23 protein-coding genes are annotated in these 24,018 nt (G+C 68.7%); 7 read left to right on the top strand and 16 right to left on the bottom strand.

Annotation, left to right across the window (positions count from 1 at the left end; all coding sequences use genetic code 11):
* Positions 1–60 precede the first annotated feature (60 nt).
* Positions 61–255 (top strand): hypothetical protein, encoded by a 195-nt coding sequence (locus tag ACQPYH_RS30390; protein ID WP_329001412.1) that lies wholly within the window; start codon positions 61–63, stop codon positions 253–255.
* Positions 256–276: 21 nt separating this feature from the next.
* Positions 277–1,632 carry an SPFH domain-containing protein gene (locus ACQPYH_RS30395; RefSeq protein WP_432878195.1) on the top strand — a complete coding sequence of 452 codons (1,356 nt, stop codon included), beginning with the start codon at positions 277–279 and terminating at the stop codon, positions 1,630–1,632.
* Between the two features lie 48 nt (positions 1,633–1,680).
* Here the strand turns inward: ACQPYH_RS30395 and ACQPYH_RS30400 are convergent, their stop codons facing one another.
* From ACQPYH_RS30400 to ffh, 9 genes are all read right to left on the bottom strand, one after another.
* Positions 1,681–2,799 carry a S1 family peptidase gene (locus ACQPYH_RS30400; RefSeq protein WP_432878198.1) on the bottom strand — a complete coding sequence of 373 codons (1,119 nt, stop codon included), beginning with the start codon at positions 2,797–2,799 and terminating at the stop codon, positions 1,681–1,683.
* 106 nt (positions 2,800–2,905) lie between these two features.
* On the bottom strand, positions 2,906–3,193 hold the full coding sequence (locus tag ACQPYH_RS30405; RefSeq protein WP_432878201.1) for a hypothetical protein: 288 nt from the start codon (positions 3,191–3,193) through the stop codon (positions 2,906–2,908).
* A gap of 26 nt (positions 3,194–3,219) precedes the next feature.
* On the bottom strand, positions 3,220–3,858 hold the full coding sequence (locus ACQPYH_RS30410) for a response regulator transcription factor (RefSeq protein WP_350860440.1): 639 nt from the start codon (positions 3,856–3,858) through the stop codon (positions 3,220–3,222).
* Positions 3,849–5,081 carry a histidine kinase gene (locus ACQPYH_RS30415; protein ID WP_432878204.1) on the bottom strand — a complete coding sequence of 411 codons (1,233 nt, stop codon included), beginning with the start codon at positions 5,079–5,081 and terminating at the stop codon, positions 3,849–3,851. The genes ACQPYH_RS30410 and ACQPYH_RS30415 overlap by 10 nt, the downstream gene beginning before the upstream one ends.
* 61 nt (positions 5,082–5,142) lie before the next feature.
* Entirely contained in the window at positions 5,143–6,486 is a 1,344-nt protein-coding gene (locus ACQPYH_RS30420) for an N-acetylmuramoyl-L-alanine amidase (RefSeq protein ID WP_432878206.1), read from the bottom strand.
* Between the two features lie 111 nt (positions 6,487–6,597).
* Positions 6,598–7,683, bottom strand: coding sequence for an amidohydrolase family protein (locus ACQPYH_RS30425; protein WP_432878208.1), 1,086 nt, complete (start codon positions 7,681–7,683; stop codon positions 6,598–6,600).
* A 24-nt stretch (positions 7,684–7,707) separates the two neighbouring features.
* Complete coding sequence (locus ACQPYH_RS30430; protein WP_432878210.1) at positions 7,708–8,889, bottom strand: lytic transglycosylase domain-containing protein; 1,182 nt, start codon at positions 8,887–8,889, stop codon at positions 7,708–7,710.
* Positions 8,890–9,115: 226 nt separating this feature from the next.
* Positions 9,116–10,474 (bottom strand): lytic transglycosylase domain-containing protein, encoded by a 1,359-nt coding sequence (locus ACQPYH_RS30435; RefSeq protein WP_432878213.1) that lies wholly within the window; start codon positions 10,472–10,474, stop codon positions 9,116–9,118.
* A gap of 203 nt (positions 10,475–10,677) precedes the next feature.
* Positions 10,678–12,243 carry a signal recognition particle protein gene (ffh, locus tag ACQPYH_RS30440; RefSeq protein ID WP_432878216.1) on the bottom strand — a complete coding sequence of 522 codons (1,566 nt, stop codon included), beginning with the start codon at positions 12,241–12,243 and terminating at the stop codon, positions 10,678–10,680.
* A gap of 107 nt (positions 12,244–12,350) precedes the next feature.
* On the opposite strand from ffh, the gene ACQPYH_RS30445 reads away from it, so the two are divergent.
* The 3 genes from ACQPYH_RS30445 (at position 12,351) to ACQPYH_RS30455 (ending at position 14,790) form a co-directional block, all read left to right on the top strand.
* Positions 12,351–12,797: a hypothetical protein gene (locus ACQPYH_RS30445; RefSeq protein WP_432878219.1), complete on the top strand. Its 447-nt coding sequence runs from the start codon at positions 12,351–12,353 to the stop codon at positions 12,795–12,797.
* Complete coding sequence (locus tag ACQPYH_RS30450; RefSeq protein ID WP_432878221.1) at positions 12,790–13,833, top strand: hypothetical protein; 1,044 nt, start codon at positions 12,790–12,792, stop codon at positions 13,831–13,833. The genes ACQPYH_RS30445 and ACQPYH_RS30450 overlap by 8 nt, the downstream gene beginning before the upstream one ends.
* A gap of 72 nt (positions 13,834–13,905) precedes the next feature.
* Complete coding sequence (locus ACQPYH_RS30455) at positions 13,906–14,790, top strand: arginase family protein (protein ID WP_432878223.1); 885 nt, start codon at positions 13,906–13,908, stop codon at positions 14,788–14,790.
* On the opposite strand, the gene ACQPYH_RS30460 is transcribed toward ACQPYH_RS30455, so the two are convergent.
* From ACQPYH_RS30460 to ACQPYH_RS30475, 4 genes are read right to left on the bottom strand one after another with little or no spacing between them, the layout of a single operon-like run.
* Positions 14,780–15,835: a DUF2332 domain-containing protein gene (locus tag ACQPYH_RS30460; protein ID WP_432878225.1), complete on the bottom strand. Its 1,056-nt coding sequence runs from the start codon at positions 15,833–15,835 to the stop codon at positions 14,780–14,782. The genes ACQPYH_RS30455 and ACQPYH_RS30460 overlap by 11 nt on opposite strands.
* A 10-nt stretch (positions 15,836–15,845) precedes the next feature.
* Positions 15,846–18,104, bottom strand: a complete 2,259-nt coding sequence (locus ACQPYH_RS30465; protein WP_432878228.1) for a [protein-PII] uridylyltransferase — start codon at positions 18,102–18,104, stop codon at positions 15,846–15,848.
* Complete coding sequence (locus ACQPYH_RS30470; protein ID WP_130449218.1) at positions 18,105–18,443, bottom strand: P-II family nitrogen regulator; 339 nt, start codon at positions 18,441–18,443, stop codon at positions 18,105–18,107.
* Positions 18,440–19,804 carry an ammonium transporter gene (locus ACQPYH_RS30475; RefSeq protein WP_432878230.1) on the bottom strand — a complete coding sequence of 455 codons (1,365 nt, stop codon included), beginning with the start codon at positions 19,802–19,804 and terminating at the stop codon, positions 18,440–18,442. Before ACQPYH_RS30475 ends, ACQPYH_RS30470 begins: the two co-directional genes overlap by 4 nt.
* Positions 19,805–20,068: 264 nt before the next feature.
* Here ACQPYH_RS30475 and ACQPYH_RS30480 point away from each other — a divergent pair, with 264 nt between their 5' ends.
* Entirely contained in the window at positions 20,069–20,746 is a 678-nt protein-coding gene (locus ACQPYH_RS30480) for a TetR/AcrR family transcriptional regulator (protein WP_432878232.1), read from the top strand.
* On the opposite strand, the gene ACQPYH_RS30485 is transcribed toward ACQPYH_RS30480, so the two are convergent.
* The 3 genes from ACQPYH_RS30485 to ACQPYH_RS30495 are packed head-to-tail and all read right to left on the bottom strand — an operon-like array spanning position 20,675 to position 23,351.
* Complete coding sequence (locus ACQPYH_RS30485) at positions 20,675–21,922, bottom strand: hypothetical protein (RefSeq protein WP_432878234.1); 1,248 nt, start codon at positions 21,920–21,922, stop codon at positions 20,675–20,677. The two genes, ACQPYH_RS30480 and ACQPYH_RS30485, sit on opposite strands and share 72 nt — an antisense overlap.
* Positions 21,912–22,361: a sigma factor-like helix-turn-helix DNA-binding protein gene (locus ACQPYH_RS30490; RefSeq protein ID WP_432878236.1), complete on the bottom strand. Its 450-nt coding sequence runs from the start codon at positions 22,359–22,361 to the stop codon at positions 21,912–21,914. Before ACQPYH_RS30490 ends, ACQPYH_RS30485 begins: the two co-directional genes overlap by 11 nt.
* A 30-nt stretch (positions 22,362–22,391) precedes the next feature.
* Entirely contained in the window at positions 22,392–23,351 is a 960-nt protein-coding gene (locus tag ACQPYH_RS30495) for an NAD(P)/FAD-dependent oxidoreductase (RefSeq protein ID WP_432878239.1), read from the bottom strand.
* A gap of 75 nt (positions 23,352–23,426) precedes the next feature.
* Between ACQPYH_RS30495 and ACQPYH_RS30500 the strand changes: the two genes are divergently transcribed.
* A complete protein-coding gene (locus ACQPYH_RS30500) occupies positions 23,427–24,002 on the top strand; it encodes a helix-turn-helix domain-containing protein (RefSeq protein ID WP_432878241.1) in 576 nt (191 codons plus the stop codon).
* Positions 24,003–24,018: the final 16 nt, after the last annotated feature.

Genomic DNA, 24,018 nt, shown 5'->3' on the forward strand with positions numbered 1-24,018 from the left:
GCGTCACCACAACGTAGGCTTCGGGAACTGGATCGTGCGCTGCGACGTCGGAGGGACAACATGGTAGGCAAACGGGGGCGGGTGATCGGACGGATCGCACCCGGGATCGTCGGCGAGGTGATGCTGCCGGTCCGCGGTGCCACCGAGGCCTTCTACGCTTACCCCGCGACCGACGAGGTGCTCGAGGTGGGAACACAGATTGTCGTCGTCGACTACGACCCACCCCGGACCGTCTACGTTGCTCGCGCCATCTAATTACGTTCCCTTGGAGGGGAAATGCTCTGGACGTACGTCGCCGTCGCCGCGATCGCGGTGGTGGTCCTGCTCATCGTGTTCCGGATGGTCTGGCGGGTGGCGGAGCCGAACGAGGCGCTGATCATCTCCGGCCTCGGCGCACACTCCAGCACCGAGCAGGTCAACGAGACCCTCGGCTTCAAGATCGTCGTCGGCCGCGGCACTGCGGTTCTCCCAGGTTTTCAGACTGTCCGCCGGCTGCCGCTGGACATCCGCGCGACGCCGTTGACCGTGACCTGCGTGTCCAGCCAGGGCATCCCGCTGCACATCAAGGGCGTCACGGCGTACAAGGTCGGTGACGACTACGGCTCGATCGCGAACGCGGCCCGGCGGTTCCTGGAGCAGAGCGACGAGCAGGTGATGAGCACGATCCACGAGCTGTTCGCCGGTCATCTCCGCGCGATCGTCGGTTCGACCACGGTCGAGGAGATGCTGCACGACCGGGAGACGCTGACCACGAACATCCGCGGCTCACTGGCCGGGGACATGGAGAAGCTCGGCCTGGTGGTCGACTCGCTGCAGATCCAGGAGATCGACGACGAGTCCGGCTACATCAGGAACCTGGGCCGTCCGCAGGCCGCCGCGGTCGAGGCCGCGGCCCGGATCGCGCAGGCCGAGCGGGACCGGGAGGCGACCGAGCGCGAGCAGGTTGCCGCCGCCGCGAAGGCGGCCGCGATCCGGGAGAGCGAGATCGCGAAGGCCGGATACCAGGCCGAGGTCGACCAGGCGACGTCCAAGTCGTTCCAGGCCGGACCGCTGGCGGCCGCGCTGGCCAAGCAGGAGGTCGTCGTCGCCGAGACGGAGACCGCGAAGCTGAACGCCTCGCTGGCCGAGAAGCAGCTGGAGTCGTCGGTGCTGAAGCCGGCCGACGCCGAGGCGTACCGGCAGCGCACGCTGGCGCAGGCGGCCCGCGACGCGCAGATCGCCGGTGCCGAGGCGAACGCCCGGGAGGTCCAGCTGCGTGGTGAGGCGCAGGCGAAGGCGACCGAGCTGACCGGTAAGGCCGAGGCGTCCGCCGTCCAGGCGAAGGCGATGGCCGAGGCGGCCGGTATCAAGGCGCGCGCCGAGGCGCTGGCCACGAACACCGACGCGGTCGTCGCGCAGCAGCTGGCAGAGGCGTACCCGGAGATCGTCCGGGCCGCGTCGTCGTCCTTCGACAAGGTCGGCAACATGGTCGTGCTGAACGGCGCGCAGGGCATCGAGGACACCCTGGTCAAGACGATCACGATGGGCGGCTCGGGCTTCGCCCTGGCCAAGCAGCTGATCGAGTCGCTGGCCACCAAGAAGCCCGAGAACGAGAAGCCGCTCCTGGAGCCGGTGCCGGACAACCCGGCCTGATAGCAAACCTGTGGATCCCCTTGCATGCAAGGGGATCCACAGCCATTTCTAGGCGGTCTGCAGAGTCAGACCGTACGCCTGCAGGATCTCGTTGACCGGCTGGAACCACGTCTCGCCGCCGCTGGTGCAGTTACCCCAGCCTCCGGACGTGACGCCCTGCGCCTGGTCCCCGGTGATGAACGACCCACCAGAATCGCCACCCTCGGCACAGACGTTGGTCTTGGTCGCGCCGTAGAACAGTGCGCCGTTGCCGTAGTTCACAGTCTCGTTCTTGGCCAGGATCGTGCCGCAGTGCCAGTGCGACGTCGAACCGCTGCGGCACACCGACGAACCGATCGGCGCCTCCCATGACCCGCGGACCAGCTGGTCGCTCACCTGTCCCCAGCCGAGGACGACGCCGACGTTCCACCAGCCGTAACCGGTCGACACCCACGCATAGTCGTTGCCGGGGAACGACCAGCCCTGGAACCAGCCCTGGTCCGAACCGTCCCAGCCGCGGACGATCCCGCTGCGCCCGCAATGGCCGGCGGTGACGTAGCCGCCGACCACCGAGAAGCCGATCGAGCAGCGGATGTTGTCGACGTAGTACGGGTCGCCGCCGACCGTGCCCGCGGCGTACGTGCGTGGCGCTTGTGCCGTGACCTCCTTGACCGTGACGGCACCGGCCGTGGCGACCTTGGCCACGAACGCGTCGACGGCCGGGGATCGCTTGCCTGCTTGGACGTTGATGACCACGCTGCCGGTCTTCGGGTCGGCAGACCAGCCGCTGACCGCATTCGGCACGGTCTTGCCGGCCAGCTTGTCGACAGCGGCCTTCCGGTGGTCCAGCGTCTTGGCAGTCACCGGTGCGGCGGTCACTGCGGCGCCTGTTGCTCGTACGGCGGCCGCCCGGTCCGGACCTACCACGCCGACGACGAGCTTCTGCGTGGCCGCGTCGTACCAGGCTCCGCCGAATGCGGCGCCGGCTGCCTTCTGGGCCGCGGGCAACAGCTTGGCGGCCGACGTCTCGGCCTTGAGCCGTTGCTGCAGCTGCTGATCGGTCAGCCCGAAGTCACGCTGCATGGCAGCCGATTGGCCGGCCACAGCCAGTGGTTCGGGCGCGGCTATCGCTTGGGCAGGCACGGTCAGTACACCCGCCGTGATCACGGCGGCCAGTAAGACCTTCATCTGAACTCTCCTCACCTAGGGGCGGTTCGGTGGATGAGAGCGCTCTCGCGATCGAGAGTGGCGTACTCCGGACCGTCCGTCAAGGGCGAGTGCCGACGTTGTCAGGTCAGCCGGCGAGCGCCTGCAGGGTCCGCTGCTCGCGCTGGACGACCACGGTGCGCGCCTTGGCGAGAGCGGACCGGATGGCGGCCGGCTCGGATGATGACCCGGTCCAGTTCGACCACAACACGACCAGTAGCCGGTTCCCGACGGGTACGGCGTAGGAGTCGCCGCCTTGCTGGTAGACGATCTGCTCCTCGGACACGAACTCCGACGGACCTGCGCTCCAGACCAACTGCCGTCGGGCCATCCGCAACTTCTCGCTGGTCAACCCGGCGGCGGTCGTTCCGCACAAGGCTGCGATGGTCGGCGAGGTCAGGTTCAGAGGCCGAGGTAGGCGAGGACGGCGAGGACGCGGCGGTGGCCTGAGTCGGTCGGGGGGAGGTCGAGCTTGAGGAAGACGTTGCCGACGTGTTTGTGCACCGCGCCGTCGGAGATGACCAGCTTCTCCCCGATCGCCGTGTTGCCGAGTCCTTCGGCCATCAGTGCGAGTACTTCGCGTTCTCGCGGCGTGAGGCGATCGAGCGGGCTGCTCCGCTTGACCATGAGCTGGCTGACGACCTCTGGGTCGAGCACGGTCCCGCCGGCCGCAACCCGGCGTACTGCTTCCAGGAACTCGTCGACGCGGGAGACGCGATCCTTCAGGAGGTAGCCGACGCCCTCGCTGCCGGCGGCGAGGAGCTCAGCGGCGTACACCTCCTCGACGTACTGCGAGAACACCAGCACCGGAAGCCCCGGCCGGACGCGGCGGGCCTCGATCGCGGCCCGCAGGCCCTCGTCGGTGAAGGTCGGCGGCAGCCGTACGTCGACCACGGCGATGTCCACCGGGTGTTCCGCGATCGCCTTGGCGAACTCGTCCGCGTCGGTGGCGACCGCGGCGACCTCGAAGCCGGAGTTGTTCAGCAGCAGGCTCAGGCCCTCGGCGAGGATCGGGTTGTCCTCGAGGATGATCACCCGCACGGAAGGATCACCTCGACGGTGGTCGGCCCACCGATCGGGCTCTGCAGCTCCATGTGACCGTCGATGGCTTGCACGCGGTGGAGCATGCCATGCAGCCCGCTCCCCCGGCCCAGCAGGTCGGACTGCTCACTGATCCGCGCTCCGCCGATCCCGTCGTCCATGACGGACAGGTAGAGCTCATGCCCACGCCGCTCGAGCTGTACGTCGACATGCCCGGCCGCACTGTGCTTGGTGATGTTGGTGAGGGACTCCGCGACCACGAAGTACGCAGCAGCCTCTACTGCGGCTGGGACCTCGCCCAGCTCACCGATGCGCAGCTGGACCGGCAGGGGGCATCGGGCGGCCAGTGCGGAGACCGCTCCGACCAGACCGCGGTCGGCAAGGATCGGCGGGTACATGGTCCGCAGTACGCCGCGTAGCTCGGTCATGGCCTGCTCGGCGCCGTCCCGGGCGTCGTCGAGCAGTTTGGCGGCCTTCTCCGGGTCCTCTGCCATGGTCTGCTTGGCGATGCCGATCCGCATTGCCAGCGACACCAGCTGGGCCTGCGTGCCGTCGTGCAGGTCCCGTTCGATACGCCGCAGCTCGGCACCGTGGGAGTCGACAGCGCCTGCGCGGCTCTTGGTGAGCTCCTCGACCCGCTGCGACAGCCTGGCGGTCTCGAGCTGGTCCTGACTCGGTGCGAGCAGCTTGAGGGTGGCTTTGGCGTGGCCGCGGGCCAGAGCCGGTGCAACCCGGCCCAAGAACCACAGACTCGTCCCGACCTGCAGCGGACCCAGTGTGAGCGCCTCGAACCAGCTGTTGACGTCGAAGCCCATCAGGCTGAAGTTGCCCGGGGCAAGCCACCACAGCAGCATGCCCAACACCGCCGAGGGCACCCCCATGATCGCGATGACTGCGACGAGCAGCTCCGGGATCATCACCACTGGCATCAGCAGACACCGCAGGCTGCGCTTGAACGACTTGTCCCGGAACAGCGTCGCGACATCGCCAGGCAGCCGCGGCAGCGCGGCCGGCAACGGCTCGGCCTGCGGTACCCCGAGGTACTTCGCCGCACGGTACCGCTCGCTGTTCGCGAGCTTCACCAGACCTGCCGTGGCACCCGGGATGATCCAGCCGAGGATCAGGCTGATCGGGGTCGCCGCCAGCAACGTGACTGCCTTCAGGTACCGGATGATCAGGTACCCGGCCGCCGGACCACCCCGGGAGAGAATCTTCGTGAGCATGTACCTATCCTGCGGCAGCCACACCGCAGGAGTCGGTACAGCAGGCTCTACCTTTCATCCACTAGCAGTCTGGAACGCCCGGGAGCTTGGCGTTCGGATCGTCGATGTAGATGTTGGTCATGTAGCCGCCCTGGTCGCGGAGCTTGGCCCACCAGTTGTTGGTGTAGCCGTTCGCCGTCACCGTGTCGCCCTGGACCTGGCACTCGACGAAGACCTGCGTCGGGCCGGGCAGCGTGGTCACGACCGAGGCGGACAGCTTCGGGGCCGAGCGGACGTTGACGCCGTTGCCCCAGGTGGTGAAGTTGTACTCCGGCGGGTTCGGGTCGCCGCCGTTCACCAGCTGCATGTAGTAGTCCCAGTTCCAGTTCGGTCCCGGGTCGGTGTGGTCGTTGCCGGGCATCTCGCTGTGGCCCTTGATGTGGTTGCGGTCCTTCGGGATGCCACGGCGGTCGGCGATGTTGGCGGTCAGCGCGGCCGAGGACCGGTACATCGCGTCGGTGAACCAGGACGGCTGGTCGATGAAGCCCTCGTGCTCGATGCCGATCGCGTACGGGTTCGCGCTGCGGGCGTGCCAGGCGGTGTCCTTCTCGGCCACCATCTGGGTGATCTGGCCGTCGCTGGAGCGGACGACGTAGTGCGCGCTGACCTGCGCCGCCGGGTCCTTGAACCAGCTGATCGTGCCGGCGTACGAGCCTTGGGTCACGTGGATCACGATCGTGGTGATCGCCTGCGTGCGGCCGACTGCGTAGTTGCAGGTGCAGGCCGGGTTCCAGATCGCGCCCGGGTAGTCGGTGGCCTGGACCGACGACGACTTGGCTTTGGTGCCTAGCGGCGAGACCTTCGCGTAGGCGCCGAGGTCCGGCGTGACCTGCTTCGGGTCGGTCGAGACGCCCGCCGTACTGACGCCGCGGGCGATGACCCGGTAGACCTCGTCGGTGTAGAGGCGCGCGGTCGGGCCGTCGGCGGAGTGCGAGTACTTCGCGATCACGGAGTACCACTTGCCGAGATCGGAGCGATCCTTCAGACCTGCCTGATCGGCGTACGAGTCGAGGACCGCGGCGGCGCCGAGGACGTTCGACGCGTCGTCCTTGGTCAGCCGGTCGACCGGCAGCCCGGTCAGTTTGCTTGCCTCGGACATCGTCTTGTTGACGTTGTTGCTGGCCAGGTGCATGACGCCGTAGCCGTTCGCCTGGCTCGGGGTGCCGTTGTGGCCGTCGAGGTGCGTCTCGGCGAATCCGACGCTGACAAGCACCTCACGCGGTACGTCGTACTTCGCGGCGGCGTCCTGGAACGCGGACGCGAGGTTCGGCTGACCCGTGGGTTGCGGTGGTTGAGCTGCATTGCTCGGGAGGGCTGTCAGGGCGAGTGCTCCGACAGCAAGCAGAATCGTGGCGGTCTTCCGCATGGGCGGCGGTCCTTCCCTCTATCTGGTCCGCCGAGGGGCGTCGGCGGTCCCGGGAGCCACGCTAAGGGAAGATCTTCCGTCCGATCCAGTGTTTGAGTGAATTTTTTCCCGTCACCGTCGGAACAGCACCCGACCACGGAGTGCGATCAATCGCGGGTGGGTGAGTACGGCGGGATTCGCGCGCGGGTCCTCGTCGTACACGACCAGGTCGGCCGGGTCGCCGGGTCGCAGCTGGCTCGGAGCACCGAGCCAGGCACGCGCCGCCCACGATCCCGCGGCCAGGGCCTGCTCCCCCGACATGCCGATCTCGGTCAGCGCCTGGATCTCCTGGGCGACGAGACCGTGCCCGAGGACACCGCCCGCGTCGGTCCCCGCATAGACCGGTACGCCGGCCTCGAACGCGTCCCGCAGCCGGGGCAGGCGACGCTCGTACAGGTCGCGCATGTGCGCCGAGTAGACCGGGAACTTCGCGGCGGCCTGTTCGGCGTACTCCGGGAAGTTCTCGAGCTGGATCAGCGTCGGGACGACCGCGACTCCGTGGTCGGCCATGTGGGCGAGCATGTCCGGCTCGAGGCCGGTGCCGTGCTCGATGCAGTCGATGCCGGCGGCAAGCAGATCGGGCAAGGCGTGCTCGCCGAAGACGTGCGCTGTGACGCGGGCATTGAGTTCGTGAGCTCGAGCGATCGCTGCCGTGAGCGCGTCGGCCGGCCAGCAGGAAGTCAGGTCGCCGGCTTCGCGGTCGATCCAGTCGCCGACCAGCTTGACCCAGCCGTCACCGCGGCGGGCCTCCTGCTCGACGTACGCGACCAGCTCTTCCGGCTCGATCTCCCAGCCGTAGTTGCGGATATAGCGCTTGGACCGGGCGATGTGGCGGCCGGCGCGGATGATCTTCGGCAGGTCCTCGCGGTCGTCGATCCAGCGGGTGTCGGCGGCCGAGCCGGCGTCGCGGACGAGCAGCGCGCCGGCGTCGCGATCCACGATCGCCTGCTGCTCCTGGACGTCGGTGTCGACGGCGCCGTGCTGATCCAGGCCGATGTGGCAGTGCGCGTCGACCAGGCCGGGCACGATCCAGCCGCCGGTGTGCACGGTCGTCACATCAGCAGCGGTGGGCCGGTCGACCACCAGCCCACCGCTGAGATGGAGCTCCTGCTGCTCACCGGCCGGCAACACCGTGCCGACGAGCTTGAGTACGGTCATGGCTCCGACCGTATCGGTGAGCTCTTAGCCGTGCGAGCCGCCGCCCGGCGTACAGGTCGGGGTGGTGGGCTCGTTGCCGGCACACGGCGTCCCGCTCGGGGTGTCCGTCGGGGTCTGTGTGGGTGTGTCGGTCGGAGTCTGCGTCGGAGTCTCCGTGGGCGTCTTGGTCGGAGTCTTCGTCGGCGTCTTGGTGGGGGTCTTGGTCGGTGTCGACGTCGGCCGATGCGTCGGCGTCCCGGTCGGGGTGTCGATCGGCTTCGGCACGGTCGGCCACTCGGTCGACGGCGGCGTGGACGGCGGAACCGGCGGCGGAACGGTGGCCGTCGGCGTCGCGGTCGCGGTCGTCGTCTTGGTGTCGTCCGGTACGTCGGGCACCTGCCGCGGGTCGACCTTGCGGTCGGCGTTGCCGGTCCACTTCGCGGCCGCGATGTTGCCGGACGCGTTCGGGATCAGGACTGCGTTCTTGCTGTAGACCCGCATCCACTTCAGCACGGTCGCGACGAAGTCCTTGGAGTGCTGGTAGCGCAGCAGGGCCTCGACCAGGTCCCGCGGCTGCTTGAGGTCGTCGCCCTGGGAGCAGAGCACCACGGCGACGGTGGTGACCGCGTCGTACACGTTGTTGGGGTTGCGGAAGCCGTCGCCGTTGCCGTCGGCCCCGAACTCGTCCCACACCTGCGGAATGATCTGCATCGGTCCGACCGCGCGGTCGTACGTCGCGTCGCCGTCGAACTTGCCCTTGTCGGAGTCGCTGATCCGGCCGTTGCCGTGCCGTCCGTTGAGCACCGGGCCGAGGATCCGGCCGCGGGTGGTGCCGGCCACGTCGACGCGGCCGCCGCTGGCGTGGTCGGACTCGACCTTGCCGACGCCGGCGAGCAGCGGCCAGGTGAGCCCGCAGTTCGGCCGGACGACCGCGAGGTTGGCGGTGGCGCGGCGGTAGGCAGGGAACACTCCGCGCGGAATGCCGTTCACCGCTCCGGGCCGGCCGGGGCGGACGACCGATCGGCCGTCGGTGGCTCCCTGCACGGGGACGTCGGCGCGGGCAGGCTGGTCGGATCCGAGCCGGCCGTCCACTCCCGGACGCTGCGGCACGATCATCGTCAGTTCGTCGAACTCACCGCTGTTCAGCCCGGCTCCAGGCGATGGGGCGACCGGGTTCGTACCAGCGAGCTGGCCGGTGGCACCGGCCCCGCCCGAAGCAACTGTCACGATGGCCCCGACCAGGAGCGGGGCCGTGCACAGTGAAGCGATGATTATTTTGACCCGACGGTTACCACTACGGGTTAGGCGCATAGCCCCTTCAACGAAGGAAGCGCCACAAAGTTACATCAAGACGACGCAAAGTTACGGGGCACAGAAACCCCTCGGAAAACCGGCACCGAGGTAACGAGCGCGGCTACCTGACGACGCGTCGGGAGTGAGCGTACAGCCGGCTTCAGTTGCCCGGCTTGGGGGCGTCGCTCGGGGTCGCGGCCGTCTTCGTCGGGTCGGACTCCGCGCCGGTCGTGCTGCAGGTCGGCGGCGTCGTGGGCGGGTCGCTCGGCGTCGTCGTCGGCTCGCCTGACGGAGTGGTCGTCGGCGACTCGGACGGAGTCGTCGGCGGTGTCGTCGGCGTGCAGGTCGGGTCGTTCGGCGTGCTCGGCGGAGTCGTCGGCGGTGTCGTCGGGGGCGTGCTCGGCGGCGGCGTGTACGGCGGCTTGGTGGGCGTCGTCGTCACCGTCCCCGGGCCGTTGGTCGGCCTCGGGATGGTCGGCTTCGACGAGCTCGGGCGGCTGCTGGTCGGCTGTGACGTGGTCGGGGCGACCGTCGGGCTCGTGGTCGTCGGCGCGGTGGTCGGAACCGTCGTCGGGGCCGTCGTCGGTGTGGTGGGCGGCGGCGTGGTCGCCGTACGCCCGTCGTTGTCGTCGTCGCCGTTGTTACCGCCATCGCCCGGGATGTCGATCGTGCCCGGCTTGTCCGGCACGCTCACGGTGTCCTTGCTGTACGACTGCATCCACCGGAGCACGGTCGAGACGTAGTCCATCGAGTGGTTGTAGCGGAGCACCGCCTGGACCAGCCCCTGCGGGTCGGCCAGGTTCGCGCCGCCGGAGCACAGGTAGTCACCGGTCGCCCGGGCCGCGTCGAAGACGTTGTGCGGGTCCTTGATCCCGTCGCCGTTACCGTCCGCGCCGAACGCCCGCCACGTGCCGGGGATGAACTGCATCGGGCCGACGGCGCGGTCCCAGGTCGCGTTCCCGTCGTACACGCCCTGGTCGGTGTCGGCGATCGCCGCCATGCCGGGGCTGCCGTCGAGGACCGGGCCGAGGATCTTGCCGCGGGTGTTGCCGTTCGCGTCGACCTTGCCGCCGCTGGCGTGGCCGGACTCGACCTTGCCGATACCGGCGAGCAACGGCCAGGTCAGGTGGCAGCCGGGCATCGAGAGCGCGAGGTCCCTGGCCGCCTTCTGGTACGCCGCCAGCACCGTGCCCGGGATGCCCGAGGTGTCGCCGAGCGCACCGGGGATCGGCTGCACGGTGCCGTCCGTCGACCCGGTGACCGGGACCCCGATCGTGGACTTCTCCTGCGTCGGCAGGCTGCCGTCGACACCGGGCTGGGTCGGCACGTTGTTGGCCAGGTCGTCGAAGACCGCGTCCTGGCGCGGAGCGGCCAGCGCGTGCGCGTCGACGATGAACGTGTTCGAGGTGACGCCGCCGACGACGAACACGGCGACCATGGCAGTAGGCGGCGCCAAGCAGGTACAAGCGGCGGACAACTTGCCCCGCCACGTGTCCAGGTTCTTGAACTGCTGCCTCATCCGAACCGTCCTCGACGCATTCCGCAGGTGGTGTGTCTCTCGGGCGTAGGCACGATCTTAGCCGCCACGGGGTCGTGATCAACCGGTCACCGTGCGCCGCTGCGCACGGTTAAGGGTTTTCCGCCGGGCATGTGCAGCCTGTGGCCGCAGAATGTTCACCTACCGGACACTGCGCTCGGGAGAGTGCCCTTTCGGGAAGGCTGTCAGTTGCCGCCGAGCATCTTCTTCAGGTCGTCCGGCAGCTCGAAGTCGCCGCCGTCCTGCTGACCGCCGCCGAACGCGGCCGGCAGCTGGCCCGGCTGCGGCGCCTGCGGCTGGGGGCTGCCCTGGTTCGCCCGCTTGGCGGGGTTGCCGGAGCCGCGCTTCTTGCCCTTCTTCGCCTGCTGCTTGGCCTTCCGCGCCCCGCCGGCGCCCGCACCCGGCATCCCCGGCATTCCGGGCATCCCCGGGATGCCCTTGCCGGACGCCATCGCGGACATCATCTTGCGGGCCTCGAAGAACCGCTCGACCAGACCGCTGACGGTCGCGACCTCGGTGCCGGAGCCCTTCGCGATCCGGGCCCGGCGGGAGCCGTTGATGATGTTCGGATCGGTCCGCTCGGCCGGCGTCATCGAGTGGATGACCGCCTCGATCCGGTCGATCTCGCGCTCGTCGAAGTTCTCCAGCTGGTCCTTGAACTGGTTCGCACCGGGCAGCATGCCGAAGATCTTGGTCAGCGGGCCCATCTTGCGCACCGACTGCATCTGGGCGAGGAAGTCGTCCAGCGTGAAGTCCTTGCCGCCGCGCTTCTGCAGCTTGGCCGCGGTCTTGGCGGCCTCCTCGGCGTCGAAGGAGCGCTCGGCCTGCTCGATCAGGCTCATCACGTCGCCCATGCCGAGGATGCGCGACGCCATCCGGTCGGGGTGGAAGACGTCGAAGTCCTCGAGCTTCTCGCCGTTGCTGGCGAACATGACCTGGCGGCCGGTGACCTGCGCGATCGACAGCGCGGCACCACCACGGGCGTCACCGTCGAGCTTCGACAGGACGACGCCGTCGAAGCCGACGCCGTCGAGGAAGGCCTGCGCGGTGGTGACCGCGTCCTGGCCGATCATCGCGTCGACGACGAACAGGATCTCGTCCGGGCTGACGGCGTCGCGGATGTCCGCGGCCTGCTTCATCAGCTCCTCGTCGACACCCAGCCGGCCGGCGGTGTCGACGATCACGACGCTGTACTGCTTGGACCGCGCCTCGTCCATCGCCTTGCGCGCGACGTCCACCGGGTCGCCGACGCCGTTGCCGGGCTCAGGCGCGTACACCGGCACGCCGGCGCGCTCGCCGACGACCTGCAGCTGGGTCACCGCGTTCGGCCGCTGGAGGTCGGCGGCGACCAGCATCGGGGTCTGGTGCTGGGTCTCCCGCAGCCACTTGGCGAGCTTGCCGGCCAGGGTGGTCTTACCTGCACCCTGCAGACCGGCCAGCATGATCACCGTCGGCGGCCGCTTCGCCATCCGCAGCTCGCGGGTCTCGCCGCCGAGGATCTTGACCAGTTCCTCGTTGACGATCTTGATCACCTGCTGCGCCGGGTTCAGCCCGCCGCGCACGTCGGCCCCGCTGGCGCGTTCCCGCACCGCCGCGATGAACTCCCGCACCACCGGCAGCGCGACATCCGCCTCCAGCAACGCGATCCGGATCTCCCGGGTGGTCGCGTCGATATCGGCGTCGGTCAGCTTGCCCTTGCCCCGCAGATTCTTGAACGCGGTGGAGAGCCGATCGGAAAGCGTGTCGAACACGAGAAACAGTCCGTTTCGTCGAAGCGATGAACTCCCCGAGTCTACCGGCCCGGCAACCTGTGGATAACTCCGGCGGCAAGGGACTCTTTCTCGCTACCGTGAACGCCATGCCCCTCGACATCCCAGCCTTCAACAACGCCTTCGGCCGAGCCCGCGATCGGGTCCGCAGCACACAACCTGTCAACGTCCCGGCCGAGCAGGAGAAGCTGCGAGCGCTCGTCCCGGCCGACGCCTCGGACGACCATCGCGCATGGACCGACCGGCTCATCGCCCGTCTGGCCGAGCCGCCGGCGCCGCCTCGCGAGTGGAGCGAGTTGTACTACGAGGCGGACCGCGTCCACGCGGCCGCGTATCCGCCGAAGGGAAACACCGACGAGAAGATCGCGATGCTGGCCGAAGCACGACGACGAATCTGGGAGATCGCCGACCGCGCGTCGGAGGACGAGGCGGACGACATCCGGGCGATGACCGAGGATCTCGAGTCCATGGAGCGCTGGATCCGCGACCCATCGTTCCCGCTGACCGACACTCCCTTCCCGGCCTCGGATGCCTGAGTCCGCCCAGCGCGTTCCTGAGGACTCGCCGACGTACCGCGAGTTCACCCGGTTGTACGACTTGGCGCGGCAGCTCCGGCCGACAGTGGCCGACCGGTGGAACCGCGAGCTGTACGCGACGAGCGGACGTGGCGGCTTCGACCAAGACACCGGGGCGATCGGTGTCCATGAGTTGCTGCTGCGCGAAGGGCTGACGAGGGATCCGACCGCCAACCCTCGGCGCCAGGCGCGCGCACTGGACGCGGTTCTGACCCGTACCACGCAGGCGGGGATGAAGTTGGAGGCGCCAGGCGAGGCCAATGCGGTCCGGACGACGCAGTCGCGGGGTCTGTATGACGGTGTGGCGGCGGTCCGCGCTGCCGACGACTTCGAGGCGTTTGCTGAGCTGGCTGGCTACGAGGACCTGTCCTTCGGTGGTCAGGAGCACAGCGGTGCGTATGCGGCGGCGAATGGTTTGGTTCAGCAGGCGGCTGGGGTGAGTGTTGATCGACGGGAGTTGATTGATCGGCTCAGTCGAGGGCCGGCGGTGATGCAGTTTGATCAGTTGGCTGAGGCTGTTGTGCGGAATCGGTTGGAGGAGATTGCGCCGGCTGAGGGGGTGGATCGGCAGGCGGTGCGGCAGGAGTTGGTTGAGACGATGTTGCATCCGCAGTGGGAGTCGTTGGCGGGGCGGTCGCCTGAGGCTGGGCAGCATGTGGCTGAGGAGATCGGGCGGGGGCTCAACGCGAAGGTTGAAGAGATCAGGCGGCGGGGGCCGCATCCGGCGCGGATCGCTGAGACGGGCGACGTACCGCAACAGCAGGTAGGTCGTGAAGCGCCGGTCGATGGGGCACAGGCGGGGCCGAGTCAAATGAAGGACGTGGCGGCGGCGCGGTTTTTGAGTGGGGTGGCGCCAGCTGCGGGGGCGGCGGGGCGGGGGTCGGGGCTTGGGGATGGGTCGCGGGCGGCGGCTGCTCGGGCGGCGGGGGTGGGGCGGGGTGCGTCGGTGCCGGGGGTGCCGGGGGTGCGTCGTCCTGGTGAGGCCGGGCGTGGGTAGGTGATTGACAGTGGTTGGTGGAGCGTTGAGGATCTAACCTGTCGGGTGGCGTTCACGGGTTAGGAGTTTGGTGTGCGGGTTGTGGTGGATGGGCCTTCTAACTTGGGGTTGCGGCCGCCGGTCGAGGGGACTGTGCCGGGGTGTTACAAACTTGCCGGGGCGTTGCGCGACCACGGGTTCGTGGGGCGGATCGGGGCGGAGGACGGTGGGTGCGTGACGCCGCCGCGGTACGACCGTGGGGCCTGGAAGCCGGGCGACGGGGTGTTCAACGCGCCGGCGATCGCGGCGTACACGGTGAAGTTGGCGGACCGGGTCGCGGGGTTCGTCGAGCAGGGGAAGTTCGTCGTCCTGCTCGGCGGTGAGTGCAGCAATCTGCTCGGGCCGGCGTTGGGGTTGAAGCGGCTGGGGCGGTACGGCGTGGTGTACCTGGACGGGCACTCGGACTTCCGGACGGTCGACAACGCGCCGTACGTCGGGGCCGCAGGTGGTGAGGCGCTGGCGTTGGTCACCGGACGCGGGCAGACCGATCTGACCGATCTCGAAGGGCTGACGCCGTACACGCGGGACGCCGACGCGGTGCTGCTCGGGATCCGCGAGGACGACGAGTACGCAGCGGACGCGGTGAAGGCCGGGATCCCGGTGTGGCCGGCGTTGACGATCGCGCAGGACGTGAACGCCGCAGCGGCCGGGACACTTGAGCATCTCGAGCGGGACGAGCTGGACGGGTTCTGGGTGCATCTGGACGTGGACATCCTCGACGCGGAGATCATGCCCGCGGTCGACAGCCCGGATCCGGGCGGGATCGACCATGCTCAACTGCAAGCACTCCTGCGCCCGCTACTGGCCTCTCCGAAGTGTGTGGGGATCGACGTCGGCATCTTCGACCCGGACCTCGACCCGGACGGCGTCTACGCGGCCGAGCTGACCGACACCCTGGTCGCATCTCTTACTCCGTAGCTGTCCACCGGAGCTCCTGGCCGTGCGGCGCTGCCGTGCCGAGCGTTCGGCGGGATCCGCCTGGCCAGGTCTGGAGGTCGATTCGGTACTCCCAGCCATCCGTGCCCCGCTCGTGGCTGATCACGTGGTGCGGCTCGAGGCTGAGGTGGGCCAGCGGTGTGGACTCGGTCGCTTGAGCACCTAGCTCCTCGATCCGCTCCTCCACCGCGGCCCGGTCGACGCGTCGCAGGTACTGCCACATGATCGAGTGCCACACCACCGTCACATGGCCCTCGGACAGCTCCAACGCGCGCAGGAACGAGACGGCGTCCTCCGGGCGTACGTCGGCCGCCACCTCCCGCGCGACCTTCAACGCACCCCGCAACCGCTCCAAGCGCTCCGTCATATCCGGCCAGACGTACGACGTCAGCGTCAACGCTCCGTCCGGCGTCAGCGGATTGATCGGGGCGATGTCGCACCCCACGCGTTCCACGATCCGCAGGTCCGCAGCAGGCACCTGTCCCGACCAGGCTGACGAGAACACCACCGGGCTGTCCTCCGGCCCGTACGACGACCCGTCCGCGAGGTACCGGTACCGATCCGCCCGGAGGTTCAGCCCGGCCGACGCACCGATCTCGAACAGCCGCACCGGCAACGGCACGGCCTCGACCAGCTGCAGCAGACCGCCGTACAAGGAGGCCGACCGACCCACCTCGTTCGTCTGTGGCGGCTGGGTCAAAAGCGAGCGCACCTCCCCTACCCGCGCCTGCAGCACCTGCTCGAACGCCTCCCAGCCGAGCACCGGGTCCCACGCGCCGCCCACACTCGGGTAGTACGCCGCGAGCTCAGGCACCGTGCCGGACAGCACCAGACCGTGTACGGCGCCCAGCAACCGCAGGCCGATCGCCTCACCGAACGATCGGTCCTCGTACCCCTCCAGTACTTCGACGGACACGCCACCGACCTCGTAGTCGTCCACGATCAGCCGGAGCAGCTCGGCGTACATCGGGGACCCGAGGTCCTCGCAAGCGACGGCTTGGCGCTGTAAAGCCTCTACGACATGCACAGCGCTGACACTAGAACGTCAACCGATCGAGGACAGACTTTGCCGTCGTTCGCGCGTCCTCCGGTTCGAGTGGCGCGCCGTGGCGGTCGGTGAGGTAGAAGACGTCGACACACTCCGCACCGAGCGTGCTGACGTGCGCAGAGCGGATGTCAGCACCAGTCGCAGCGATAGCCGCAGTGACGTCGTACAGCAGTCCTGGACGGTCATGTGCTCGCACTTGCAGGACAGTCGCGGTCTCGGACGCGTCCGGTAGCAGGTCCACTCTGCTGGCAACACGTGCAGCAGACGAGTCCCGTGCAGCCAACCGGCGTACGACGTCGCTCGAGTCCCGCAGCGCAACAGCCAGCCGGTCCCGCAGCCGGACCGGATCGGGAGCCGAACCTGCGACGGTCCACTGCGAGATACCAAGGCCTTCAACAGACGTGATGACCGCGGACCGCACGGCCAGCCGCTCTACAGCGAGTACGGCGGCCACCGTCGACAGCGTGCCCACCTGATCGGGTACGGCGACGTTGATCCGCAGGTCGCCGTGGTGGTCGGACACAGTGAGCCCCAGCCGTCCCACACCGACCACCTGATGCAGCACCGGCACCGGAACGGGCGGCGCCTCGGTCCACATACCCTCGCCGCCACCGGACAGCTCACCGCGCACCCGACGGCACAGCTCACCCACCAGCCGCATCCGCCACGGTGATGACGCAGCCGGACCGGCCGCCCGCGCATCGGCGTACGTCAACGCCTCCAGCAGGTCCAAGGTCTCGGTACTGCGAACGATGCCGGCCACCATGTCCACGGTCATCGGGTCGTCCAGGTCCCGTCTGGTGGCGACCTGCGCGAGCATCAGGTGCTGCCGGACGAGCAGCGCGATGGTGTCCGAGTCCGTATCGCTGAAGCCCATGCGGCGGGCCAAACGAGCCGCAATAGTCGCACCGGTGACGCTGTGGTCGCCGTCGAGCGCCTTGCCCAAGTCATGAATCAGTGCAGCGATCAGCAACAGGTCAGGCCGCCGTACGTCGCGGACCATCGCCGACGCCTCGACGCACGTCTCCAGCAGATGCCTGTCGACGGTGAACCGGTGGACCGCTGACTGTGGCGGCCGGAACCGCACCGAGTCCCACTCGGGCAGGCTGCGCGAGATGTACCCGGCCTGGTCCAAGGCCTCCCAAACTTCAAGCAGTCCGCTCCCCGCACCGAGCAGAGCACACAGCAACCGCCGCGCCTCCCCCGGCCACGGCTCCGGCAGGTCAGCAGCAGACGCGGCCAACCGAGCACAGACAGCAGGCGACAGAACGAGCTCACGATCCGCAGCGACCGCAGCAGCACGCAGACCGAGCACCGGGTCGCGCTCCGGTCGCGCATCCGGCATCAGCACGACCTCGCCCTCGTGCTGGCCCACTCCCTCGTCCAGCGCGAGCAGCAGCGGCCCACCGGTCCGCTGACGGCGCCGGGAACGCGGCGGCTTGGTCATCAAGCTCTCGACCCGTCGCCACGACACGTCGCACACATGCGCCAGCGTCCGGCCTGTCGCATACACATGCCGCAGCAATTCGTCCCGCCCGGACAGACCGAGCCCAGCAGCCACCTCACCCGCCAGATCAGCCACCAACCGGTCAGTCGCCCGACCAGCCACCTCATGCAGTACGTCGCGGACCTCGAGCAGATCGCGCCGCGCCCGCTCCACCACCGGGTGCGGTACGTCGACCAGCCAGGACGCCACCAACGCACGCAGTACGACGGCATCCCGCAAACCGCCGTACGCCTCCTTGAGGTCGGGCTCCGCGAGATGCGCGAGCTCTCCGACCGTGGACGCGCGATCGCGGCACGCCTGCGCCAGACCGGGCAGCCGGGTCCGCGCAGTACGACGCCAGTCCGCCATCAGCACGGACCGGAGCTGCAGGGTCAGATGTGAATCGCCCGCGACGTGTCGCGCGTCCAGCAGACCGAGCGCGACCCGGTCGTCCGCCGCGGCAGCCTCGCGTGCTTCGGCCAGTGTTCGGACGCTGTGGTCCAGCTTGGTCCGCGAGTCCCACAGCGGATACCAGATCTGTGCGGCCAGCTCGTCCACCCGTGGGTACCCCTCGACGTGCACGAGCATCACGTCGAGATCGCTGTACGGCGACAGCTCCTCCCGGCCGTAGCCGCCGACCGCGACCAGCGCGACGCCCTCGGTAGGTACACCGAGGGCGTCACAGGCCTTGGAGAGGAGCAGGTACAGCAGCGCGTCGGCCTCCTCGGCACGGACGCGCCGCTGCTCTGCTCTGTCCACCATCTAGAGGGCGTCTCCGTCCAGCTCACCGGTTCGGACCCGGACGATCGTGTCGACCGGGGTGACCCACACCTTGCCATCACCGATCTTGCCGGTCTGCGCCGCCTTGACGATCACGTCGACCACGTCGGCGCTGTCACCGTCCTCGACGACCACCTCGAGCCGGACCTTCGGGACCAGGTCCACCTCGTACTCGGCGCCGCGGTAGACCTCGGTGTGGCCCTTCTGCCGGCCGTAGCCGCTCGCCTCGGTGACCGTCATACCGGTGACGCCGAACGTCTCCAGCGCGGCCCGGACGTCGTCCAGCTTGTGCGGCTTGACCACCGCGGTGACCAGCTTCATGCCTTGACACCTTCCTTCTCCGACGGCTCCGTGGCCTCAGTGGACCCATTCTCGGTCGTCTCGGCGGGAGCCGACACCGGGCGCGACGACAGCGCGCCGCGCAGACCCGACGAACCGAGGTAGTCGTACGCCGTCTCCGCGTGCTCGACCTGGTCGACACCGGTGACCTCGTCGTCCTCCTTGAGCCGGAAGCCGATCGTCTTGTCGATCACCTTGCCCAGGATGAAGGCGACGGAGAAGGAGTAGATCGCGACCACCACGTTGGCCACTGCCTGCCGGCCGAGCTGGGTGGCGCCGCCACCGTAGAACAGACCGTTCACGGCCGACGGTGCGGCCGCCGAACCGAACAGACCGATCGCCAGCGAGCCGAACAGACCGCCGACGAAGTGCACACCGACCACGTCAAGGGAGTCGTCGAAGCCGAACTTGTACTTCAACGACACCGCGAAGGCACAGATGCCGCCGGCCAGCAGACCGACCGCGAGCGCACCGAGCGGGGTGACCGCACCACACGACGGCGTGATCGCGACCAGACCGGCCACCGCACCGGACGCCATACCCAGCGTGGTGGCCTTGCCGTGCGTGATCCGCTCGACGATCAGCCAGCCGATCACCGCGGCGGCGGTGGCGGCCTGGGTGTTCACGAAGGTGACCGCGGCGGTGGTGCCGGCGCTCAACGCGGAGCCGGCGTTGAACCCGAACCAGCCGAACCACAGCAGACCGGCGCCGAGCAGCACCAGCGGCAGGCTGTGCGGCCGCATCGGGTCCTTCTTCCAGCCGACCCGCTTGCCCAGCACGATCGCCAGCGCGAGCGCGGCGGCACCGGCGTTCAGGTGGACCGCCGTACCGCCGGCGAAGTCGATCGCCTTGAGCTTGTCACCGATCCATCCGCCGTTGCCGTCGTCCAGGAACCAGACCGAGTGCGCGACCGGGAAGTACACCAGCAGCGTCCAGCCGACCACGAACGCGATCCAGCCGCGGAAGGTCGCCCGGTCGGCGATCGCCCCGGAGATCAGCGCGGGGGTGATGATCGCGAACATCAGCTGGAAGGCGACGAATGCGAGCGTGGGCGTCGTCCCGCTCACCGCCTCCGGCGCGAGCAGGCCCTTCAGGCCCACCTCGGAGAAGTTCCCGATCACGTGCCCGGTGTCACCGGCAAATGTCAGCGAGTAGCCGACCACCACCCAGAGGATGGTGACGACGGCGATGGTGATGAAGCTCATCATCATCATGTTCAGCACGCTCTTCACGCGCACCATGCCGCCGTAGAAGAAAGCCAGGCCCGGGGTCATCAGCATCACCAGGGCGGCACTGGCCAGAACCCAGGCGGTATCGCCGGCGTTGATCTCCATCAACGTCATCCCTTCCATCGAACTGGGGGTGGCCGGCGTCCTCAGTCGGGAGGTCTCCACAACGCCGGGGAGCCCGCCGCTCAGCCACAACGCACACGGTGTCGGCGCGCCGTTTCAGCCGATCGGTCCGTTTGTTTCAGGCATGTGACAAAGCGGGCTCCCAGGTGACATCGCGGTGACATGAGTCACCGGAGGCCAACTTGTGGCACTCTGGCCTGGACCACACGGGCCAGCAGCCGCGCCACTGCACCCGTCTGAGCTGGGGACGTAGAAATGGAGCCGATCTACGGGGTGAGGCCGCGCCGCGGCAGACCACGGGACCCGGAGGCCGAGCCGAGGATCCGCCGGTACGCCGTACAGCTGCTGCTGGAGCGGGGATTCGACGGAATGACGGTTGACGACGTTGCCGAGGCCGCGGGGGTCGGCAAGGCGACGATCTATCGCAGGTGGGCCAGCAAGGAGCTGCTCGCCAACGACGCCATGGCCGACCTGTTCAACATGGAGATACCGGATGCGGATACCGGCTCGATCGCCGGCGACCTGCTGGAGGTCTACCGGACCGCACTGATCTTCGCCAACAGTGAAAGGGGACTCGCACTGATCCGCCTCGCAGTCGCCGAGGCGAACCGCGACCCGCGGTCCGCGCAGATCTACCGGGATGTCCTGGACCGGCGGATCGAGCTGACCGAGGCCGCGCTGGACCGGGCCAGAGCCCGGGGAGAACGGGTCCGCAGCACCGCGGATCCGGTCGTGATGGTGGAGTGGATGGCAGGTGTCTTCGTCGTCCGGGCACTGACCGGACGTCCGATGCCGCCGCCGGAGGACGCCGAGCGCCTGGCCGACGTCACCCTGCGGGCCATCCTCGACGGGTGGAGCGGCTCATGGCCGCAGACCCGGTCCGAGAGCCAGCTCGCCCACCGCGAGTTCGGTGACCCTGCGGACCTGTCCTGAGTCCAGGTCCCAGGCCAAGACCCAGCCTCGGACCTGTACCAGCACGTTCTGCTGGTCGTACCAGCCCAGTACCGCGCAGCAGCCGGGCTCCCGCACGTAGGAGGTATCCCCGGCGCCGGGCGGTGTCTGCGCCGAGCCGGCGAAGGGTTCACCCAGGATCAGCAGCCGGCTGGGCCGCATGCTCAGGGTTGAAACGGCCGCCACGCCCTGTGGTTGCGACCTCATCGTCGGGACCTCCGGCAGCTTCTCCGCGACGAACAGCCGGGCGACACCGCTGCCGGACGAGAACGTCTGACCGACCCACGTCCGGACCGGCAGCGTCAGCGGGCCTTCCTCGGTCCACTGACCGGTGACGAGGTAGCGCATCAGGTAGCCGGTCTCGATCCTGAACGGCGAGGTGACCGCATCCGGGTCGTCCGAGCCCTCGATCCGGACCAGTGGCGGCTCACCGTCGCCGCCCTCGCCGACCAGCACCCGGTACGCGACACCTGGTCCGCTGACCAGGATGCGCTCGGCGTCCTCGACCCAGGACACACTCCGGAAGTCGCCGGCGGGCAGCGGGTACTGCGAGATCTCGGCCGTCGAGGCGTCGACGGTGACGAGTTTCCCGGGCTGCGGGAAGGCGACGACCCTGCCGTCGGGTGACACCGCTCCCGAGCTCAGCGGTGAACCACCGTCGACGGGAACCAGCTGGACCGCGGCCTGCGACCAGGAAGAGTCGCGGCCGAGCAGGAGCGGCTCGTAGACGTCGCCGTTCTTCACCAGCACCACGGCGGCGACGCGGTCGAGCTTGTGCTTGGCCAGCGGATGCACCTTGCTCGGCAGCTCCAACCGGTCGCCGAGCGGAGTCTCGAGCCGATCGAGCAGCCGCTCGCTACCGGGCGGCGGCGCCACCCAGAAGTCGATCCCGGCGATCTTGCCGGCCGGTGCGAGGTAGTCGCGCGGAGTCGGGGGTCTGTTCGGCGGGGTGATGTCCGCATTGCCGCGCGACCCCACCTCGATCGAGATCGAGACGATCAGCAGTACGACGAACACCACGATCACACTGACCACGGCGATCCGGCGCCGACGCCGTTGTACCTTCAGTCCGGCTGCCCACGCCGCATCGGCCAGATCCGGCTCGGGCAGCCGGTCTGCTGCCTGGACCAGCAGCGGTGGAACGTCTTCACGCCTCATGGGCATCACGCCAGTCCCCCGCGCCCAGCGCTGCACGGAACCGCCCGAAGGCGGTCAGACCGTGCGCGTGGACGGCGGTGTGCGACATCCCGAGCAGATCGCCCACCTCGAACTCGGTGAGCTCCTCCACGTGTAGCAGAACGAACACGGTGCGCTGTGCGGGTGTCAGCTCACCCAGTGCGGCCTTCACCTGGTCGTCCTCGTCCGGGAACGCCGGCGTGCGATTCCACGGCTTCAGCGCCGGCAGGTACAGCACCCGCTGCACGAATGCGTCCGGGTCGTCCACCCTGGTCCACTGCATCGACAGCTGCGTGAACGCGCGCAGCAGCACCTTCTCGGCTCGCTCGAGATCGCCGTACACCAGGTACGCCGTACGGAGCCATCTGCCTTGTCGTGCATCCACGAACGAGGCGAAATCCGGGTCGACCGTGTCGCGCATCCACCCTCCCGCCTATATTCAACTCCTCAACTACTCCCTGCGGCCAGAGCGAGTTTCCGATCGCGCCCGAGCCGTCTCCTCCAGGATCAGGTCGTAGTTGATCCCGGCACCCGCCATCAGGCCGGCCCCAGCGGACGGCATCACCTGTGCCATCGGATTGGTGACGTTGCCTGCCGCGAAGACGCCGGGGACCTCTGTCGCGCCCATGCCATCGACCTGGATCGCAGTACCGACCTCAATGCCGTTGTTCTCGACCAGGGTCGGCTCCAGCCCTAGATCGGCCAGGAACCCCGCCCGGGCGCGCACCGTGGTCTGGATCGCCAGCGCCTGCCGGGGAATGACCTTGCCGCCCTCCAGCCGTACTCCGGTTATCCGATCGTCGGACACCTCGACCTGCTCGACCTTGCCTTGTACGACGGAGATGCCGCGGGCAGCCAGCTCCTCCCACTGCTCATCGGTCGGCTCCGGCGCGGTGTGCAGGAACAGCGTCACGTCATCACTCAACTGCCGGAACAGCTGCACCTGGTGCATCGCCATCGGACTGGTCGCCAGTACGCCGATCGCCTGGTCCCGCACCTCCCAGCCGTGGCAGTACGGGCAGTGGATGACGTCCTTCCCCCAGCGCTCCGCCAGTCCGGCCACGTCGGGCAGTACGTCGGTCAGCCCGGTCGTCACCAGCAGTCGCCGGCTCCGGTACGTCGTACCGTCGGCCAGCTCGACCGTGAAACCGTCGTCGTCCTTCCTCGCCGTCGTCACCGTGCCTTCGGCGATCTCACCGCCGTACCCGATGACTTCCTGGCGGCCGAGCGCGTAGATCTCACCCGGCGGCGTGCCGTCGCGGGTCAGGAAGTTGTGCACGCCCTCCGCGGGCGCGTTGCGCGGCGTACCGTCGTCGATCACTAGCACCGAGCGGCGGGACCGGACCAGGGCCAGCGCTCCACTCAGGCCGGCGGCGCCGCCACCGATCACGATCACGTCGTACTTCGTCATGTCCCGCACTCCTCTTCTCGAACGTGATCCGAGGATGCGTCGTGGTTTTCATTTTCAACAAGTATTGTTGCCGGTATGGCAAACGACGAGGACGTCCTCGAGTCGGTCGGACCGCGGCTGCGGTCGTTGCGGATCGAGCGCGGGACCACGCTGGCCCAACTGTCCGAGACGACCGGTATCTCGGTCAGCACGCTGTCCCGGCTGGAGTCCGGTCAGCGCCGGCCGACGCTGGAGCTGCTGCTGCCGCTCGCCCGGGCGCACCAGGTGCAGCTGGACGAGCTGGTGGACGCACCGCCGACCGGCGACCCGCGGATCTATGCGAAGCCGATCAAGCGCCACGGCACGGTGCACATCCCGCTGAGCCGCCGGCCGGGTGGGATGCAGGCGTTCAAGCAGATCCTGCCGGAGGGGTATCCGGGCACCGACATGGTGCAGAAGACGCACGAGGGCTACGACTGGCTGTACGTGCTGTCCGGGCGGGTCCGGCTGAAGCTCGGCGACAAGGACTTCATCCTGAAGGAGGGTGAGGTGGCCGAGTTCGACTGCCGGGTGCCGCACTGGTTCGCCAATCCCGGTCCTGGACCGACAGAGGTGCTATGTCTTTACGGCCCGCAAGGGGAGCGGATGCACGTCAGAGCGCGCACCACATGACACAGGTCGATTGACA

It is taken from the genome of Kribbella sp. CA-245084, assembly GCF_050942355.1.
Lineage (GTDB): Bacteria > Actinomycetota > Actinomycetes > Propionibacteriales > Kribbellaceae > Kribbella.